Genomic DNA, 18,660 nt, shown 5'->3' with positions numbered 1-18,660 from the left:
GATGTCCGACAAGCCTGCGCCGGAAAAGAAATCCGCAGAAGAGCGTAATGCCGAGCGCATCAACGCCCTGCCGTGGCAGCCCTGGAAACCGGGCGATCTGGCCGTGCCGGTGTTCACCACGCCTGACGAACCTTTGCTGGCGGAAGGCGAAGAAGAACAGGACGACGGTCTGCCAAAACTTCAGGTGGATCAGAATGAGTTGCTGAACCTGCAACGTCGCGCTGAACAACAAGGTTTCCAGCAAGGTCTGGAAGCTGGGCAGAAACAGGGTTACGCCGCCGGTTTTCAGCAGGGTCAGGAAGCCGGACAGCAGCAGGGCATACAGGAAGGCCAGCAACAGCAGGCCGTTCTGACCGAACACTGGCAGCACATGGTGTCCGATTTCCAGCAAACGCTGGACGCGCTGGACAGCGTGATCGCCTCGCGTCTGATGCAGATGGCGCTGACGGCGGCCAAACAGATTATCGGGCAGGCACCGATTTGCGACGGTTCCGCCCTGCTCAACCAGATCCAGCAGCTGATTCAGCAGGAGCCGATGTTCAAGGGCAAACCGCAGCTGCGCGTTAACCCGACGGATTTCGAACGTGTCGAACAACAGCTCGGTTCCACCCTGAGCATGAACGGCTGGCGTCTGCTGGCCGACAGCCAGATCCACGCCGGTGGCTGCAAAGTCAGCGCGGAAGATGGCGATATGGATGCCTCGCTGGCGACGCGCTGGCATGAGCTGTGCCGCCTTGCGGCACCGGGAGATCTCTGATGACTGCCCGTCTGAGCCGACTGCTAAAAACGCTGGATGATGCGGAAAAGCGCATGGCCCGCACGCCGTCCGTTCGCCGTTACGGGCGTCTGACGCGGGCGACCGGTCTGGTGCTTGAAGCCACCGGATTGCAGTTACCGCTGGGCGCCACCTGTCTGATTGAACGCCACGACGGCCCGGTTGTGCAGGAAGTAGAAAGTGAAGTGGTTGGTTTTAACGGCCAGAGCCTGTTTCTGATGCCGCTGGAAGAAGTCGAAGGGATTTTGCCGGGCGCACGCGTTTATGCCCGGATTGCCGCCGACGGCCAGACTGCCGGTAAACAGCTTCCGCTCGGCCCGCAGTTACTCGGTCGCGTACTCGACGGCAGCGCCAAACCGCTCGACGGTTTACCGCCGCCGGACACCGGTTATCGCGCTGCGCTGATCACGCCACCGTTTAACCCGTTGCAACGTACGCCGATCACCGACGTACTTGACGTTGGCGTGCGCGCGATTAACGCATTGCTGACCGTCGGGCGCGGTCAGCGTATGGGCCTGTTCGCCGGTTCCGGCGTCGGGAAATCCGTACTGCTCGGCATGATGGCGCGCTACACCAAAGCCGACGTCATCGTGGTCGGGCTGATTGGTGAACGTGGCCGTGAAGTTAAAGATTTTATCGAGAATATTTTAGGTGACGAAGGTCGCGCCCGTTCGGTGGTAATCGCCGCGCCTGCCGACGTTTCGCCGCTTCTGCGCATGCAGGGCGCTGCCTATGCCACGCGCATCGCCGAAGATTTCCGCGACCGCGGCCAGCACGTTTTGCTGATCATGGATTCCCTGACCCGCTATGCCATGGCACAACGTGAAATCGCGCTGGCTATCGGCGAACCGCCCGCGACCAAAGGCTATCCGCCTTCCGTATTCGCCAAATTACCCGCGCTGGTTGAACGCGCCGGTAACGGCATCACCGGCGGCGGCTCGATCACGGCGTTTTATACCGTACTGACCGAAGGCGATGACCAGCAGGATCCTATCGCCGACTCCGCGCGCGCCATTCTCGACGGCCACGTGGTGCTGTCACGCCGTTTAGCCGAATCCGGCCATTATCCGGCCATCGATATCGAAGCTTCCATCAGCCGTGCCATGACATCGCTGATCGATGACGCCCAGTACGGGCGCGTACGTAATTTCAAACAACTGCTGTCCAGCTACCAGCGCAACCGTGATTTGGTCAGCGTCGGCGCCTACGCCGCAGGCAGTGATCCGATGTTGGATCGCGCCATCAGGCTGTATCCGCAAATGGAGAATTTTCTCCAGCAGGACATCATGGAACGCAGCACTTACGAAGACGCCTGTCTGGAACTCAATATGTTGTTCCCTGGCTAACATCACAAAATTTTCCCAAAATCATTCGGGTTGCATCAGGGCGGCAATCGAGTGAATCCCCCGGGAACATACAAAAGTATGTGACCGGGGTTCGCGAGAGCAGCCAACGCAGAGGCAGCCCGAAGGATGAAGGGAAAGAGGAAAGATAAATGGAAAGCTCATCACCATTACTTACTCTGTGTTCTCTGGCGCAAAAAGCGCTGGATCAGGCGACCAACAATTTAGGCCAGATCAGGCAGTCGCATAATCAGGCTGAACAGCAACTCACGATGCTGCTCAACTATCAGCGTGAATATCGCGAAAAACTGAATTCCACCATGACCGGCGGCATAGCGGCGAACACCTGGCAGAACTACCAGCAGTTCATCGGCACGCTGGAAGTGGCGATTGACCAGCACCGAAAACAATTACAACAGTGGGATCAGCGGCTCAATGCCGCCGTTCACCAGTGGCAGGAAAAGCAACAGCGGCTGAATGCGTACCAGACTCTGCAATCGCGTGCCAGCGAACAGCAACGTTCCCTGGAAAACAAGATTGACCAAAAACAGAACGATGAGTTCGCCCAGCGCAGCGCACACAGGAAGAAAAATCCATGAATCTGAATATTTTGCCTGCCGCCGTCACCACGGCAAAGACAACCACGAGCGCGGCGTCCGGAATTGCATCGGCTGTCAGTTCCGCAGCGTCCGACGTCACTGCTCTTGGCGAAACAACCGCGTCGTCCCCTGCGGATTTCGCCAGCCAGCTTGAAGCCCAGCTGGGCTCCAAACTGGATCCGAAACTCACCAGCGCACTGGCGAAACTCGGGCAGCAAATCAGCGCCAAAGGCGAAACGGTGGATAAAGACACGCTGACGCAGGCGGTCACCACCGGCGAGAAAGACGGCAGCCTGATGCTCGATGACAGCGATCTGAGCAAAATGATCGCCGCCATTCAGGTTTTGCCGACCGGCAGCCTGAAGGGGACTTCGGTGAAAGACATCGCGCTGAGTGACAAAGACAAAGATACCGATTCTGCGGATGCCAGCATTCAGGCGCTGTTCGCCCAGCTGGCGGTACAGCAACAGCCTGCGCAGCAGATTCAGACCGTGACCGCGGCTGTAACACAGACGGCCAGCGACACCACCACGCGCGCGCAGAACGCCAGCGCCCTGCTTTCCGGCCTGAACGTCACGGCATCATCGCTTTTGACCGGCGACGGTAAAACTGCCGCAGTGACCGACACCGATCCGAAAACCGCGGCAACCGCTTCGGGCAATGCGGCCTCTGTCGCCTCAACGTCTTCACAGCATGCCGCCAGCAGCAAAAGCACGGCGTCCACCAATGCCGCTGATTTCAGCAGCGCACTGGCATCAATGAGCGCGGCGGCAAACAGCACCGCAGCCGTTCAGCAAAACGACAGCCGTACGCTCGACAACAATTCGACGACATTGAACCCGCTTAATACCGCCGCCGTTGCCGTGTCTTCTGCTTCAGTTCCAACGACGCCAACCACCACCAGCGTCGTCACCGCGCCGTCCACGCCGGTGCTGAACGCCCAGCTGGGCACGCCGGAATGGCAGCAACAGCTCGGTCAGCAGGTGATGATGTTTAACCGTCAGGGACAACAGACGGCACAACTGCGTCTGCATCCTGAAGATCTGGGTTCCATTCAGATCAGCATGAAGATTGAGAACAATCAGGCACAGCTGCACTTTGTGTCCGGCCACAGCGGCGTTCGTTCCGCCCTTGAAGCCGCCATGCCAGAGCTGAAAACTGCGCTGGCCGACAGCGGCATCAGCCTCGGGCAAAGCAGCGTCGGCAGCGACAGCTCGCAATGGCAGCAGGCTCAGCAACAAAGCTCACAGTCCGGTACGCCTCAGGGTGACGCATCAAGCTGGGCGGCGTTCAATTCCGGCAGCAGCACGTCGGTCAGTGACGCCCTGCCCGTTCCTGCGTCAATTGCGCAGCGGATTGGCGGAAATAACAGCGTGGATATCTTTGCGTAGCGTTTTGCAGATGCGTAAAACCTCGCAAAATTGTTTCAGATAATTGCAGCCGGTCAGTTCTCCCTTAATTCAAACGGCAGAGCTGACCTTATTTACCCCGCCTATTCTGACTATTGAACAACAGGATAAGCGGGATAATCATTCTCAGAATTGACTCAGCAGTCCGGTGCTCCTCACGCCAGTCTGCTCATACTTACAGGAAATCGCCTCATCCATGTCTGACTCTGCTCTCACGGCGTCGCGTAAGAAAAAAAAGCGGCCGTTAATGATGATTCTGCTGTTACTCATTACCCTTGGAGCCTGTGGTGCGGCCGGTTACGCCTGGTGGATGATGCACAAACAGCAGCCTGCGAACGGTAGCGCGGCTGAAGTGAAGAAGAGCGAGCCCCCTGCGGCGCCGATCTTCCTGGCACTGGATACCTTTACCGTTAACCTGCAAACGCCGGATAACGATCCGGACCGCGTGCTGTACATCGGACTGACCCTGCGTCTGCCCGATGAACAGAATCGGGCTATTCTGAATGAATACCTGCCTGAAGTTCGCAGTCGTCTGTTGCTGCTCTTGTCCCGCCAGAAGACCGGCGATCTGGCCAGCGAAGCGGGTAAGCAACAACTGGTGCAGGAGATCAAACAGGTTCTGGACGCGCCACTGGTCAAAGGTCAGCCACCTCAGGTGATCAACGACGTGCTTTTCACTGCTTTCATACTGCGATAAACAAATTATGGGCGACAGCATTCTCTCACAGGCCGAGATCGACGCACTGCTTAACGGCGACAGTGACAGCGCAGCCGAGTCGGCAAGCGCAGCACAGACCAAAGCGTCGGACGACGGTGTAAAACCTTTTGACCCCACGACGCAACGTCGCGTTGTGCGTGAGCGGTTACAGGCGCTGGAAATCATCAACGAGCGTTTTGCCCGTCACTTCCGTATGGGGCTGTTTAACCTGTTGCGCCGTAGCCCGGACATCACGGTCGGGCCGATCAAAATCCAGCCTTACCATGACTTCGCCCGCAACCTGCCGGTGCCGACCAACCTGAACCTGATCCACCTGAAGCCCTTACGCGGCACGGCGCTGTTTGTGTTTGCGCCAAGCCTGGTCTTTATTGCGGTGGATAACCTGTTTGGCGGTGATGGCCGTTTCCCGACTAAAGTGGAAGGCCGCGAATTCACCCACACCGAACAGCGCGTCATCAAACGTATGCTCACGCTGGCGCTCGACGCTTACGAAGATGCGTGGAGCGGCGTTTACAAGCTGAGTGTGGAATATGTCCGTGCTGAATTGCAGATTAAGTTCACCAACATCACCTCTTCCCCGAACGATATCGTGGTCACCACGCCGTTCCACGTGGAAATCGGTGCGCTGAGCGGTGATTTCAACATCTGTATTCCGTTCAGCATGATTGAACCTTTACGCGAGTTGCTGACCAATCCGCCGGTCGAAAACTCGCGTCATGAAGAAAGTCAGTGGCGTGAAAACCTGGTGCATCAGGTTCAGCAATCTGAACTGGAGCTGGTGGCGAATTTCGTTGAAATCCCGCTGCGCCTGTCTCAGATACTGAAACTGCAACCGGGTGATGTTCTGCCGATTGAAAAACCGGATCGTCTGATTGCACACGTCGACGGCGTTCCGGTGCTGACCAGCCAATATGGCACCATAAACGAACAATACGCCCTGCGCGTTGAACATTTGATCAACCCAATTTTAAATTCTCTAGATGAGGAACAGCCCCATGAGTGACACCAATAAACCGTCTGACGCCGGATCGGATAACGTTGACGATTTATGGGCTGATGCGTTTAACGAACAACAATCTGCGGGCAGCGCCAAAGCGTCAACCGAGGGTGTTTTCGCCGCGCTGGGTGCCCAGGACGGAGCGGGCAGTTTGCAGGATATCGACATGATCCTCGATATTCCGGTGAAGCTGACCGTCGAATTAGGCCGTACCAAAATGACCATAAAAGAACTGCTGCGTCTGTCGCAGGGTTCTGTTGTCGCACTCGATGGCCTGGCCGGTGAACCGCTGGATATCCTCATCAACGGTTATCTGATTGCTCAGGGTGAAGTCGTGGTTGTCGCCGACAAATATGGCGTACGCATCACCGACATCATCACACCGTCCGAGCGTATGCGCCGGTTGAGCCGCTGATGAGCCAGACTGCGGCCACGGATTCCCCGTACGTTCAGGGTGCTCAGACTCTCGCCACGACGCAGACTTCAGCCCAGGCATTGCCCGCCAGTTCTGTACTGACACAGGTCAGTACGGTACTCGGCGGCATTCTGCTGCTGATCCTGTGCATCGGCTGGGTGGCCAAACGCACCGGCTTCGCGCCGCAGTCCAAAAATAACAAACTGCTGAAAGTGACGGCCAGTGTTCAGGTAGGTCGTAGCGAAAAAGTGGTGATCGTGGAAGTGGATAATACCTGGCTGGTGCTGGGCGTGACCGCGCAAAACATCACTCCGCTGCACACACTGAGCGCGCCACCGGAAGTACAAACGCCGGATTCAGGCACTACAGACAGTCAGCCTGCGGATTTCCGTCAGCTGATGCAGAAAATGTTGAAACGTCCGGGAAAGCAGGCATGACCCACTCCGCCGTGAACAAATTGATGAAATCCGCCTTTACCGCTGCCCGTCAGCGCCCTGTTCGCCTGTTCACCCGCCTGTGCCTGCCGCTGCTGCTGTTTATCAGCCCGGCCGCGTTCGCACAGTTGCCCGGTATTATCAGCCAGCAGATGTCCAATGGTGCCCAGAACTGGTCGCTGCCCATTCAGACGCTGGTGTTTATCACCACGCTGACTCTGCTGCCCGCCATGTTGCTGATGTGTACCAGTTTTACCCGAATCATTATCGTACTTGGCCTGCTGCGAAATGCGCTGGGTACGCCGTCCGCGCCGCCAAACCAGGTTCTGCTGGGGCTCGGCCTGTTCCTGACCTTTTTCGTGATGGCGCCGGTCTTCGACAAAATCTACACAGACGCCTATCAGCCGTTTAGCGAAAACAAAATCACCATGCAGGATGCGATGGACAAAGGCGCTCAGCCGCTGCGCCAGTTCATGCTGCGCCAGACCCGTGAAAGCGACCTCGCACTGTACGCCCGTCTTGCAAACATCCCGCCGCTGGCGGGCCCCGAAGCCGTACCGATGCGTATTCTGCTGCCCGCTTATGTCACCAGCGAACTGAAAACGGCATTCCAGATTGGCTTCACTGTATTCATTCCATTCATGATTATCGACCTGGTCGTCGCCAGCGTGCTGATGGCGCTGGGGATGATGATGGTGCCACCGGCTACCATCTCACTCCCCTTCAAGCTGATGCTGTTTGTGCTCGTCGACGGCTGGCAACTGCTGCTCGGTTCATTGGCACAGAGTTTTTACAGTTAATAAAACGCCTGACCTGATGGGCGTCTTGCTCCTCCCACTGCGAAGGGGGAGGCCGGTAGGGGGTTTAGCAGGCAACGCCAGAGATGCCATTAATACCCCACCCCAACCCTCCCCTTCGCAGGGGAGGGAGCTAAACCGTCTTCTTTTATGAGAACCGTGAAATGACACCAGAGTCCGTTATGGCATTAGGTAATGAAGCGATGAAAGTGGCTTTGGCCGTTGCCGCACCGCTGCTGCTCGCGGCGCTGGTCACCGGGCTTATCGTCAGCCTGTTGCAGGCGGCGACGCAGATCAACGAACAAACGTTGTCCTTCATTCCTAAGATTCTGGCCGTGGTCGCGACCATCGTAATCGCCGGTCCGTGGATGCTGAATCTGCTGCTCGATTACATGCGTACGCTGTTTTCCAACCTGCCTTACATCATCGGTTGACCCATGGTTTCCTTCGACAGCACGCAACTGGCCGGATGGCTCAGCATGTATTTCTGGCCGCTGCTGAGGATTCTGGCCCTGATCAGCACCGCGCCGATCACCAGCGAGAAATCCGTCCCGAACCGCGTCAAACTCGGTCTGGGCATGATGATCACGTTTCTGATTGCGCCTTCGTTACCGCCTGTCGATACCCCGATATTTTCCACGCCTGCACTGTGGCTGGCGATGCAACAAATCATGATCGGCACCGCGCTGGGCATCACGATGCAGCTGGCATTTGCCGCTATCCGCATGGCGGGTGAGATCATGGGACTGCAAATGGGGATTTCTTTTGCAACGTTTTACGACCCCAGCAACCGCCTGAACACCCCGCTTCTGGCGCAATTTCTGAACCTGCTGGCCGTCCTGCTTTTCCTGAGTTTCAATGCCCATCTGTGGCTGATTTCCCTGCTCGCCGACAGTTTCCACACGTTGCCCATCAGCCCGAATCCGGTCAACGCCGAAGGATTTATGGCCGTGGCGAAAGCGGGCAGTATTATCTTCAGCGGTGGCCTGATGCTGGCCTTACCGATTGTGACGCTGCTGCTCACGCTCAACATGGCGCTCGGCCTGTTAAACCGCGTCACGCCACAGCTTTCCGTATTTGTTATCGGCTTCCCGTTAACCCTCAGTATCGGCATTCTGGCCATCGGCCTGATGATGCCCATGCTCGCCCCGTTCAGCGAGCATCTGTTCAGCGAAATTCTGGATAAACTGGTATTAATCATGAATCAGTTTGCGGCAGAGTAGCGTCGCTACGACCCATTCGCCACAAACTGCATCTCCCCGATTTTTCAGACGGTGAGTTTGCCGTTCTTGCACCGGACTCATCGCATTATATTTCCCGTGTCAGCAGCGCCATCACTTCGTAATGCACAGTATGCGGAAACATGTCGAAAAGCTGGACACGCTGGATGCGGTAGCCCGGCAACAGAGTCAGATCTTTCGCCATCGTCTGCGCGTTACAGCTGGAATACAAAATGGTGTCCGGCGCCATCTGGTTCAGGTAATCACAAAGCGTTTTGCCGATGCCACGGCGTGGCGGATTCACCAGGACCAGATCCGGAACGTCACCTTTTCCGGTCGCAAAACCAGTGGAATCCAGCGCCTGGAATTCGACGTTTTTCAGCCCCAGACGGCTGGCTGATTCTCTGGCACAGGCGATGGCTTCCGCGCTGATTTCAATGCCGGTCAGTTTCATATCCGGCGTGGCACAATGCAGGCCAAAACCGCCGACACCGCAGAACAGATCCCACATGCTGGCAATATTGCCGCGTTCATGTACCCAGTCACGCGCGCTGGCGTAAAGCCGTTCAGCGACCTGCGGATTGGTCTGGAAGAAGCTCTGCGGACGGATAAACATCGGCACATGGTTAAATTCTTCTTCGAGACGTTGCATGTCCGTTAGCGGGATTTCGGTGTCGCCTTCGAGGATCGCCATATGCACCGGCTGGATATTGGCCGAAATCACGGTCAGCTGTGGCAACTGCTGTTGCAGCCACGGCAGCGCGGCGCGCAGCTGGGCAAGTTTGGCTTCAGAACGCAGAACAAAACGCAGCATCATGCCGCCGTCTTTCTGGCTTTCGGTCAGCAGCAGGAATTTCAGTTCGCCACGCTTACGCGCCACGTTGTATGGCGTAAGACCGGCACGGGCGATAAAGGTTTTGAGCACTGAAAATACGGCCGGAAAACGGGCGGGATACAGCGGACATTCGCATAAATCTACCGGCGTACCGTCGCGATGCAACATGCCGAGCAACGGGCGCTCCACGCTGCCGCTGACCACCATTTTCGCTTTATTACGAAACGCACTTTCCGGCCCGGTCACCGGTTCGCGCCATTCTACCACCGGCAAACCTTCCAGCAGGGAGTGTAAATCCCGCTGTTTGTCGGCTAACTGTTGCGAATAAGGCGTGTCGAGCCACTGACATGAGCGGCAGGTTCCGGCGGTATAAAGTGCGCAGTGCATGAAAGAATTCCGGTCATCGAATACGGGGAAAAATCTGGCGCGCAGTGTATCACCACAAGGCCTGAAAGGCTCACCTGCGGCAGGTGCTATTTACGTTTCGCAAAGTAGCGACGGCTGCTGGCTGGCACGAAAAGCAGGAGCAGAACCACAATATCGGGGATTTTTTGCACCAGCAGCGCAGTGAGAAAATCGCCCTGTGTGTCGACATCAAAGCGAAAAATACGCGGCCCGAACCATTCGAAAGACGCCAGCAGCATGTAACCGACGACAATCAACTGGCAGCCAATAAACGCCCGGCGCCCCCAGATCCGCGCACGCATCATCGCGTACGCCGCACGGCATTCAATCAGCACAATCAGCAGGCTGGTCAGCAGAATAAAACAGTTCAGCCACGACTCTGCGCTGACTTCGATAAAGCTCATCAGCCCTGAAAAACCCATGGCGTCAAACAGCAAGATAAACTCAAGGCAGCGCGTGGCAACAATCGCCGAGGCTGCAATCATGACGGGAACAGGGATAAATGCCAGTTTCATACTTCCGTTTGGGCTCTCCATTTACGTTCAGGGCGGAAAATCCGCCCTGAAAATTATCTTATATTTAGCTACGCTGTGCGCGCTGGATATCCTTGATCCGCTGTTTCTCAGCTCTGGACATAAACCACCAGGCAATCATGCCAATGATGCCCACCACCAGCAGGATGAGCGTCGCCAGTGCGTTGATTTCCGGGTTAACGCCCATACGCACACTGGCGAAGACCAGCATCGGCAAGGTCGTTGCGCCCGGCCCGGCGACAAAACTGGCGATAACCAGATCGTCAAGCGACAGCGTAAACGCCAGCAGCCAACCGGAAATCAGCGCGGGCAGGATCATCGGCAACGTAATGATGAAGAAGACTTTCACCGGCGCCGCGCCTAAATCCATTGCGGCTTCTTCGATGGAACGATCCAGTTCGCGCAATCTCGCCGACACCACGACCGCCACATATGCACTACAAAACGTCACATGCGCCAGCCAGATGGTGAACATGCCGCGCTCAGCAGGCCAGCCAAAAGCGTGCCCCATCGCCACAAATAGCAGCAGCAGCGCCAGACCAGTGATCACATCGGGCATAACCAGCGGTGCGGTCAGCATAAACGCAAAACCCGTCGAGCCACGAAAGCGCTGGAATCGCACCATCACGACCGCCGCCAGCGTACCGACAATCACTGCCATGGTGGCGGCTGCGGTAGCAATCGTCAGGCTCATTCCCACCGCGCTAATCATCGCAGAATCGTGGAAAAGCTGAGTATACCAGCGGGTAGACCAGCCCGCCCAGACCGTAACAAGCTTGGAGCTGTTAAACGAATAAATAACCAGCATCAGCATCGGCGCATACAAAAAAGTAAAGCCGAGCACGAGAATAAGAATTCGCCACGGCGAACGGACAACCGGCAACTGATTCATTCTTTTTCTCCCAGCTCTTTATTTTGGTATTTCTGGAACCACAGGATTGGCATGATCAGCAGCAACAGCATGACCACCGCCACCGCAGAGGCCACCGGCCAGTCGCGGTTATTGAAGAATTCCTGCCACAACACGCGCCCGATCATGTTGCTGTCCGGGCCACCGAGCAGTTCAGGGATCACGTACTCGCCGACAGCCGGAATAAACACCAGCATGGAACCGGCGATAATCCCGCCTTTGGTCAGCGGCATAATCACTTTGAAGAAGGTTTTCATCGGCCGCGCACCGAGATCGGACGCCGCTTCCACCAGCGAATAGTCCATGCGGGTCAGCGCGGTGTAAATCGGCAGGATCATAAACGGCAGATATGAATAAACAATCCCGATATACACCGCCAGATTGGTGTGCAAAATCACCAGCGGCTGGTCGATGACGTGCAGCCAGAGCAGCACGTTGTTCAGTACGCCGTTGTCTTTGAGGATGCCAATCCAGGCGTAAACGCGGATCAGGAATGACGTCCACGACGGCAGGATCACCAGCAACAGCAAAATGTTACGCATGGATTTGCTGCTGTGCGCCACGGCCCACGCCAGCGGATAACCGATGAGCAGGCACATAATCGTGGAAATGGCGGCCACTTCCAGCGATTGCAAATAGGCATCAATATAAAGCGGATCCTGCGTGAGCCCGATGTAGTTACCGATATTGAGCGCAATATCGAGCATGCCATCTGACCAGGTGACCAGATCGGTATACGGCGGAATGGCGCGCGCCATCTCGGCAAAACTGATTTTAAAAACAATCAGGAACGGCAATAAAAAGAGCAGCAGGAACCACACCAGCGGCAATAAAATCACCAGTTTGCGGCCATGACGTTGTTGCAGGCGTCCAATCCCGGCTTTGAATCCGCCCGGAGGTTTCGCGGTGGTCACTTCAGAAATCACAGACATCATCGCCCCCTTAAACTGTCAGCACGACGCAGCTGTCGGCTTGCCAGCACAGACGCACTTCGTCGCCCCAGGTTGGCATGCCTTTGCGGAAACGGTGACCGTTTTGCAATTGCGCTGTAATCATCTGGCCGCTGTGCAGTTTGACGTGGTAAATCGACAGGTCGCCCAGATACGCAATGTTCACGACTTCGCCCACCGCAAAGTTGCAGCCGTCTTTCGGCACCTCTTCGCAGAGCATGATTTTTTCCGGACGCAGCGCGACAAACACCGGTACGCCGTCCACCACCGAGACATCCGGATCCACTTTCAGCGGATGCAAAAGCCCCGGCGACGTCAGCACTAACGCATCATCCAGACGTTCTTTCAGCACGCCTTCAAACACGTTCACCGAACCGATAAATTCGGCGCTGAAACGGCTGGTCGGGTGCTCGTAGATTTCTTCCGGTTCACCGATTTGCACAAACTTGCCGCGGTTCATGATGGCGATACGCCCCGCCATAGTCATGGCTTCTTCCTGATCATGCGTCACCATCACGCAGGTCGCACCGACGCGCTCAAGAATATCGACCACTTCGAGCTGCATACGGTCACGCAATTTTTTATCCAGCGCGCCCATCGGTTCGTCGAGCAGCAATAATTTTGGCCGTTTCGCCAGACTGCGGGCTAACGCCACGCGCTGACGCTGACCGCCGGAAAGCTGATGCGGTTTACGTTTGGCGAATTCCTGCATGTGGACCAGCGTCAGCATTTCTGCTACGCGGCTTTTGATTTCCGCAGACGGCAATTTGTCCTGCTTAAGCCCGAACGCGATGTTTTGTTCAACCGTCATGTGCGGGAACAGCGCGTAGGACTGGAACATCATGTTGATCGGACGCTGATACGGCGGTACCTGCGAGAGGTCCACGCCATCGAGCACAATCTGCCCCTGCGTGGGCTGCTCAAAACCGGCGAGCATGCGCAACAGAGTCGATTTCCCACAACCGGACGCGCCGAGCAGTGCGAAAATCTCCCCTTTATAGATGGTCAGGCTGACATCATCCACGGCGGCCTGGCCGTCAAAAGACTTGGTTAAATTGCGGATCTCCAGCAAAGGCGTGAAACCTTTCTGGGACTTAGGCTGAGGGCGTGGAATGACGTCGTTCACTCAGAGGAATCTCCGGTATCAAAATGAAGCAGTATCAAATAAGCATAACAGTCAGGGGGAAAAGTGCCTGATTTCTATGCCCAAAAGCGGCCGGAACAAAATGCCAGCGGCCCCGCAGTGATTGTGCGGAGCCGCTGTAGTCTTCCTGACCTTTTCTAAAACGGGTACTACTTGCCGGTTTTTACCTTGGTCCACGAGCGTGTAATTACGCGGTCAATCTTCGGATCCTGAACTTTCAGGCTGAAGAGTTTGGCCTGCACATCGGCCGGTGGATAAATGCCCGGGTTGTTGCGCACATCTTCATTCACCAGTGGCGTAGCCGCTTTGTTGCCGCTCGCGTAGTAAACGGTGTTACTGATTTGCGCGATCACTTTCGGTTCCATCAGGTAGTTGAGGAACTGGTAGGCTTCGTCGAGATTTTTCGCATCAGCCGGAATAGCGAAGACGTCGAAGAATGCCAGCGCGCCCTCTTTCGGAATGCTGTACGCCACGTTTACGCCGTTTTTCGCTTCTTTCGCGCGGTTAGACGCCTGCATTACATCACCCGCCCAGCCGATCGCCACACAAATGTCGCCATTGGCCAGATCGTTGATGTACTGGGAAGAGTGGAAATAGCGAATGTTCGGACGCAGTTTCAGCAGCAGATCGTTCGCGGCACCAGTGTAATCCGACGCTTTGGTGCTGTTCGGATCGAGATGCAGGTAGTTAAGCACGGTGGCGTAAATTTCAGCCGGTGCGTCGAGGAATGAAACGCCGCAGCTTTTCAGTTTCTCTAAGTTTTCAGGTTTGAGCACCAGATCCCAACTGTCTACCGGCGCGTCTTTACCCAGCACGGCTTTCACTTTATCGACGTTGTAGCCGATACCGGTGGTCGCCCACAGATAAGGGATCGCGTATTTGTTGCCCGGATCATGTTGCGCCACCATTTTGAGCAAATCAGGATCGAGATTTTTGTAGTTGGGCAGTTTGCTCTTATCCAGCGGCTGGAAAACGCCCGCGGACAACTGACGCTCAAGGAAACTGGCCGACGGCACAACCAGATCGAACCCGGTGCTCCCTGCCATCAGTTTGCCTTCCAGCACTTCGTTGGAGTCAAACACGTCGTAAACCACTTTGATGCCCGTTTCTTTCTGGAAATCAGGCACGGTGTTAGGTGCGATATAATCGGACCAGTTATAGATATGCAGCGTTTTCTCTTCCGCAGACGCTGTGACGGACGCGGCCATAACCAGACCGGCGACAACACCCGATAACCACTTTTTACGCAGGGTGAACATCCGTTACTACCTCCAAGACAGGGGAATATAAATTGAATTTGTATCACTCAGACTGATACAAAACCTTTCACACTAATGCCAGCGCTCACCCATGAAACTTGCATAGACATTCAACGCTGACGCATACGCTGCCTGCGAATTAACCGTTTGGTTTTACGACGTAATCACGCGTGGTGCAGAGTCAGAAGCATAGCGCCTGCAACCCCGGTGTACCAGCCTCCTGAGACAAAACCGGCGTTTATCGATTATTTATGCAGATTTGGTCTATACCGTCTGGCATTTTGGCTTTTAACAAAGTGAAATATCTGGCAACACCGACACAAACGCAGCATAACTTATGGCGAAAGCGAATAAAGGCAGCGGAGCCGCAATAAACACGGCTCGCAGGAAAGGATCTTCAGAGGGAGAGAAATAACTAACGGGCTTTAGTGCAACAAAGGCAGGTTCATGGAAACGGCCGGTGTGCCTTCTTCATCATCGCCAAGGAACAGTAAATCGTTGGCGTGGGCTTCAAGAATAATCATCGACATCTGCTCTTCCGCCTGTTGCAGAAAGAAAGCGAATTGCTCTTCGGTCACGCCCACGGCTATCGTCAGCGACTGGCAAACAATCAGTTTCGGCAAATTGTCATCCTGAATATCGACAAAGGCCTTGATGGTCAGCGAGCTGGCGTTAATCGAGCTTAAATCTGCGACCAGCGGGATCAGCGCTGTGGGTTTCACTTCGGCCAGCGCGGAGAACAAAATTACGTTATCCACGATATCGAGTTTGGCATCAAAAATGCCATCAAAATTCTGCATATGCGGCAAATGGAGAGCCTGACAGGAATCACACTCGAAAAAAGAAATGCCCAGCTGATCCAGCCAGCGCCGCAGCAGCGCCAAATCAGGGACGATGAGCGAATCCATAGAATGCCTCACAAGTTCAAAACAACGAGAATAACCACGCCTTCGCAACACCCGCAGCGTTACGAAGGGGGTCATAGCTTACGGAATATTACCGGTCAGCGCTACGACCAAAGGCCTTTTGATGCAGATTAGCGTCGGTAATTAAGATTTAGCCGCCAGATTTGAGCCGGAATCCCGGCTTCGCCCGCTGTTCGATGTAATCAATCATCATGCCCGCAATATCCAGGCCGGTTGTGGTTTCTATGCCTTCCAGGCCCGGCGATGCATTGACTTCCATCACCAGCGGGCCACGGTGCGCACGCAAAATATCCACACCGGCGACGTCAAGCCCCAGCGTCAGCGCCGCTTTTACCGCAATTTCTTTCTCTTGCGGTGTGATTTTGACGTTGGTCGCGGTTCCGCCGCGATGAAGGTTGGAACGGAAATCGCCCGGTTTGGCCTGACGTTCAATCGCCGCCACCACACGTTTTCCCACCACCAGACAGCGGATGTCACGCCCTTCGGCTTCGCGGATATATTCCTGAACCAGAATGTGCGCATTCAGCCCGCGGAATGCGTCAATCACGCTTTCCGCCGCCTGACGGGTTTCAGCCAGCACCACGCCGATGCCCTGCGTGCCTTCGACCAGTTTCACCACCAGCGGCGCGCCGCCGACCAGCGCGATGAGATCGGACGTGTCATCCGGCGCATTGGCAAAACCGGTGATCGGCAGATCAATGCCTTCGCGCGCCAGAATCTGCATCGAGCGCAACTTGTCTCGCGCGCGGGTAATCGCCACGGATTCATTGAGTGGAAAACTACCCAGCATTTCAAACTGGCGCAGCACAGCTGTGCCGTAAAACGTTATTGCGGAGCCGATGCGCGGGATCACTGCATCATATTTATCCAGCTGACGCCCGCGATAATGCACGCTTGGCGCAGCCGGGTTGATATTCATATAGCAGGAGAGCGGATCGATGATGTCGATCTCATGCCCCCGGGCCTCTGCGGCTTCACGCAGCCGTTTACATGAATACAAAGACCCGTCACGGGAAAGAATTGCAATCTTCATCCGACACTCCATCGCCGATTAGCGTGTTGCCCAGCCTTGCATGTGTAATGCGTCCAGCATAAATGGACGCTGTTCCTTTTTCAGGGTACGGATTATCAGCGCGCTCCAGGTATCATGGCGAGCGTTGCTGTCACGTTGCAGATAGTAGGCGCTGAGTTCTTCGTCATATTGCGCCAGACGTTCTTTATCCATCGGCTGATAACTGTTTTCATGAACCAGCATAGACTGTGGCATACGCGGCTTGACCTGATGATCCTGCGCCGGGGTGCCGATACAAAAACCGAATAACGGCATCACGAATTTCGGCAATTTCAGCAGCGCGACAACATCTTCCACCTGATTACGGATCCCCCCGATAAACACGCCGCCCAACCCGAGTGATTCGGCGGCGGTCATGGCGTTTTGCGCCATCAACGCGGTATCCACGCAGCCGAGCAGCAGTTGTTCCGCCAGCCCCAGTTCGGCCTCGGGGTTAATCTGCAAGTTGCGGTTGAAATCGGCACAGAAGACCCAAAATTCAGCGGCACTGGCCACGTATTGCTGCCCGCCGGTGTACTGCACCAGCGCTTCGCGTAGCGCGGGATCGGTGACGCGGATAATCGATGAACACTGCAAAAAGCTGGAAGTCGAGGCAGATTGCGCGGCAGCAATGATCGCCTCACGCTGTTCATCGGATACCGGCTGGCCGGTAAAAGAACGGATAGAACGGTGTGAGCGCAGAAGATCGATAGTCGGCGTCATTAAAAATTTCCTGAAGGGATGAAAAAGCGAAAACAGATGCTGCAATCATTCATGCTGCGCGCCCTGTTTGCAAGGCTTGTGACATCAAATGCTGTAACAATGTGCGGTGCCAAAAAAAACCTGATTCTTCATTTGGATAGGCAAAAGGTATCAGACCGACAGGTAATTCCTGCTTTTTTTTGTGGCTTGCAACAGGCATAGTAGCGACATCAAAAAGGTGACGTGCATAACAAAAATAGTCACTCCCTTTCATTTATCTCGCTGGTATTAACAAAGGAGTCTCCATGTTTGCAGTAATTTTCGGGCGTCCTGGCTGTCCTTATTGTGTTCGCGCAAAAGAGTTGGCTGAAAAACTGACTGAAGAACGTGATGATTTCAATTTCCGCTACATCGACATCCACGCGGAAGGCATCACCAAAGCTGATCTGGAAAAAACAGTGGGTAAACCTGTTGAAACTGTTCCTCAGATTTTCCTCGATCAGAAACACATTGGCGGCTGCACTGATTTCGAAGCCTATGCCAAAGAAAACCTGGCTTTGTTCAGCAACTGATAAGTTCTGAACTCAGCAAAAAGGCGCTCATTGAGCGCCTTTTTTTATTGCATCGGAAAATGTTTACCTGTGTTGTATGAACTGTTTATACGCAGTAAAAAGCAGCTGTATCAACATCGCGCCCAGCACGCACCAGAAAATTGCACTGGTCGCATAAGCCACTTCCTGCACCAGCGGACGCACTCGCGGATAAAACATCAAACGCAATGCGGTACAAACGGGTACCGAAATCAGCGCACCAATCAAAGATGAAAATATCGGCGAATCGCGATATATCAGCCCGGTCAGCAGACCCGGCAATAAAAATAGCAACAACCCGTATTCCGGACCGGGCGTAATATCTCTAACAACTATCCAGCTATTTTTTAACGAAATAAAAATAATAACAAACATAATGCAACAAAATAGCGGGGCTATTAACTTTCGCAAAAATGCCATCTGACTTCCTCCTTAAAGTTGGCGAGATTTACAGGCCATTGCACTGCATGAAATGCGGTCATTTTTACCTGACAGAGCCTTGCCGGCTCACTTCCCTGACGCGTTCCGCAATCCCGCGAAACACAAAAAAAGCGTTCAGTTGATTTATACGGGCTTTTCTCTGGCTGAACAGACGTTCTATGACTAAAATGACGCCCGAAACCTGCTTTTCTATTTCACGATTTGAGA

Annotated in this window: 23 protein-coding genes; 12 read left to right on the top strand and 11 right to left on the bottom strand. The window is 54.9% G+C overall.

Features of this window, described 5'->3' with window-relative positions; all coding sequences use genetic code 11:
• The first annotated feature begins 1 nt into the window (after window position 1).
• The 11 genes from fliH to fliR all read left to right on the top strand — a co-directional run bounded on the left by fliH (window position 2) and on the right by fliR (window position 8,710).
• Complete coding sequence (gene fliH / locus ACLBVC_RS10350; protein ID WP_410149695.1) at window positions 2-757, top strand: flagellar assembly protein FliH; 756 nt, start codon at window positions 2-4, stop codon at window positions 755-757.
• Entirely contained in the window at window positions 757-2,121 is a 1,365-nt protein-coding gene (gene fliI / locus ACLBVC_RS10345) for a flagellar protein export ATPase FliI (RefSeq protein ID WP_195814652.1), read from the top strand. The genes fliH and fliI overlap by 1 nt, the downstream gene beginning before the upstream one ends.
• Window positions 2,122-2,270: 149 nt before the next feature.
• Window positions 2,271-2,717, top strand: a complete 447-nt coding sequence (gene fliJ / locus ACLBVC_RS10340) for a flagellar export protein FliJ (protein WP_410149525.1) — start codon at window positions 2,271-2,273, stop codon at window positions 2,715-2,717.
• Window positions 2,714-4,108, top strand: coding sequence for a flagellar hook-length control protein FliK (locus ACLBVC_RS10335; RefSeq protein ID WP_410149524.1), 1,395 nt, complete (start codon window positions 2,714-2,716; stop codon window positions 4,106-4,108). Before fliJ ends, ACLBVC_RS10335 begins: the two co-directional genes overlap by 4 nt.
• 214 nt (window positions 4,109-4,322) lie before the next feature.
• Window positions 4,323-4,823, top strand: coding sequence for a flagellar basal body-associated protein FliL (gene fliL, locus ACLBVC_RS10330; RefSeq protein ID WP_410149523.1), 501 nt, complete (start codon window positions 4,323-4,325; stop codon window positions 4,821-4,823).
• Window positions 4,824-4,830: 7 nt separating this feature from the next.
• Window positions 4,831-5,847 carry a flagellar motor switch protein FliM gene (gene fliM / locus ACLBVC_RS10325; protein ID WP_410149522.1) on the top strand — a complete coding sequence of 339 codons (1,017 nt, stop codon included), beginning with the start codon at window positions 4,831-4,833 and terminating at the stop codon, window positions 5,845-5,847.
• A complete protein-coding gene (gene fliN / locus ACLBVC_RS10320; protein ID WP_104922229.1) occupies window positions 5,840-6,256 on the top strand; it encodes a flagellar motor switch protein FliN in 417 nt (138 codons plus the stop codon). Before fliM ends, fliN begins: the two co-directional genes overlap by 8 nt.
• On the top strand, window positions 6,256-6,693 hold the full coding sequence (gene fliO, locus ACLBVC_RS10315; protein ID WP_410149521.1) for a flagellar biosynthetic protein FliO: 438 nt from the start codon (window positions 6,256-6,258) through the stop codon (window positions 6,691-6,693). Before fliN ends, fliO begins: the two co-directional genes overlap by 1 nt.
• Window positions 6,694-6,716: 23 nt before the next feature.
• Window positions 6,717-7,490, top strand: coding sequence for a flagellar type III secretion system pore protein FliP (gene fliP, locus ACLBVC_RS10310; protein WP_410149694.1), 774 nt, complete (start codon window positions 6,717-6,719; stop codon window positions 7,488-7,490).
• A gap of 161 nt (window positions 7,491-7,651) precedes the next feature.
• On the top strand, window positions 7,652-7,921 hold the full coding sequence (gene fliQ, locus ACLBVC_RS10305) for a flagellar biosynthesis protein FliQ (RefSeq protein WP_104922231.1): 270 nt from the start codon (window positions 7,652-7,654) through the stop codon (window positions 7,919-7,921).
• A gap of 3 nt (window positions 7,922-7,924) precedes the next feature.
• Window positions 7,925-8,710: a flagellar biosynthetic protein FliR gene (gene fliR / locus ACLBVC_RS10300; protein WP_410149520.1), complete on the top strand. Its 786-nt coding sequence runs from the start codon at window positions 7,925-7,927 to the stop codon at window positions 8,708-8,710.
• 85 nt (window positions 8,711-8,795) lie between these two features.
• Here the strand turns inward: fliR and rlmC are convergent, their stop codons facing one another.
• The 10 genes from rlmC to ACLBVC_RS10250 all read right to left on the bottom strand — a co-directional run bounded on the left by rlmC (window position 8,796) and on the right by ACLBVC_RS10250 (window position 17,696).
• Window positions 8,796-9,929 (bottom strand): 23S rRNA (uracil(747)-C(5))-methyltransferase RlmC, encoded by a 1,134-nt coding sequence (rlmC, locus tag ACLBVC_RS10295; RefSeq protein ID WP_410149519.1) that lies wholly within the window; start codon window positions 9,927-9,929, stop codon window positions 8,796-8,798.
• 86 nt (window positions 9,930-10,015) lie between these two features.
• Window positions 10,016-10,462, bottom strand: a complete 447-nt coding sequence (locus tag ACLBVC_RS10290; RefSeq protein WP_410149518.1) for a YbjO family protein — start codon at window positions 10,460-10,462, stop codon at window positions 10,016-10,018.
• Between the two features lie 64 nt (window positions 10,463-10,526).
• A complete protein-coding gene (gene potI, locus ACLBVC_RS10285; RefSeq protein ID WP_152326960.1) occupies window positions 10,527-11,372 on the bottom strand; it encodes a putrescine ABC transporter permease PotI in 846 nt (281 codons plus the stop codon).
• Window positions 11,369-12,322: a putrescine ABC transporter permease PotH gene (gene potH, locus ACLBVC_RS10280; RefSeq protein WP_410149517.1), complete on the bottom strand. Its 954-nt coding sequence runs from the start codon at window positions 12,320-12,322 to the stop codon at window positions 11,369-11,371. Before potH ends, potI begins: the two co-directional genes overlap by 4 nt.
• Window positions 12,323-12,332: 10 nt before the next feature.
• The gene (gene potG / locus ACLBVC_RS10275; RefSeq protein ID WP_410149516.1) at window positions 12,333-13,466 is read right to left on the bottom strand and encodes a putrescine ABC transporter ATP-binding subunit PotG; all 1,134 of its coding nucleotides are present in this window, start codon (window positions 13,464-13,466) and stop codon (window positions 12,333-12,335) included.
• Between the two features lie 167 nt (window positions 13,467-13,633).
• Entirely contained in the window at window positions 13,634-14,743 is a 1,110-nt protein-coding gene (gene potF / locus ACLBVC_RS10270) for a spermidine/putrescine ABC transporter substrate-binding protein PotF (protein WP_218522394.1), read from the bottom strand.
• A gap of 425 nt (window positions 14,744-15,168) precedes the next feature.
• Window positions 15,169-15,651 carry a type III secretion system chaperone family protein gene (locus tag ACLBVC_RS10265; protein ID WP_410149515.1) on the bottom strand — a complete coding sequence of 161 codons (483 nt, stop codon included), beginning with the start codon at window positions 15,649-15,651 and terminating at the stop codon, window positions 15,169-15,171.
• A gap of 148 nt (window positions 15,652-15,799) precedes the next feature.
• Window positions 15,800-16,702, bottom strand: coding sequence for a 30S ribosomal protein S6--L-glutamate ligase (gene rimK, locus ACLBVC_RS10260; protein ID WP_410149514.1), 903 nt, complete (start codon window positions 16,700-16,702; stop codon window positions 15,800-15,802).
• Between the two features lie 18 nt (window positions 16,703-16,720).
• Window positions 16,721-17,443: an oxygen-insensitive NADPH nitroreductase gene (nfsA, locus tag ACLBVC_RS10255; protein ID WP_410149513.1), complete on the bottom strand. Its 723-nt coding sequence runs from the start codon at window positions 17,441-17,443 to the stop codon at window positions 16,721-16,723.
• Between the two features lie 49 nt (window positions 17,444-17,492).
• Window positions 17,493-17,696 (bottom strand): hypothetical protein, encoded by a 204-nt coding sequence (locus ACLBVC_RS10250; RefSeq protein WP_410149512.1) that lies wholly within the window; start codon window positions 17,694-17,696, stop codon window positions 17,493-17,495.
• 31 nt (window positions 17,697-17,727) lie between these two features.
• On the opposite strand from ACLBVC_RS10250, the gene ACLBVC_RS10245 reads away from it, so the two are divergent.
• Window positions 17,728-17,994 carry a GrxA family glutaredoxin gene (locus ACLBVC_RS10245; RefSeq protein WP_120130989.1) on the top strand — a complete coding sequence of 89 codons (267 nt, stop codon included), beginning with the start codon at window positions 17,728-17,730 and terminating at the stop codon, window positions 17,992-17,994.
• A gap of 63 nt (window positions 17,995-18,057) precedes the next feature.
• Here the strand turns inward: ACLBVC_RS10245 and ybjM are convergent, their stop codons facing one another.
• Window positions 18,058-18,432: an inner membrane protein YbjM gene (gene ybjM / locus ACLBVC_RS10240; protein WP_410149511.1), complete on the bottom strand. Its 375-nt coding sequence runs from the start codon at window positions 18,430-18,432 to the stop codon at window positions 18,058-18,060.
• Between the last annotated feature and the right edge of the window lie 228 nt (window positions 18,433-18,660).

The sequence above is a fragment of the Rahnella selenatireducens genome (assembly GCF_046449555.1).
Taxonomy (GTDB): domain Bacteria; phylum Pseudomonadota; class Gammaproteobacteria; order Enterobacterales; family Enterobacteriaceae; genus Rahnella; species Rahnella selenatireducens.
This window is presented reverse-complemented; position numbering and strand designations above follow the sequence as displayed.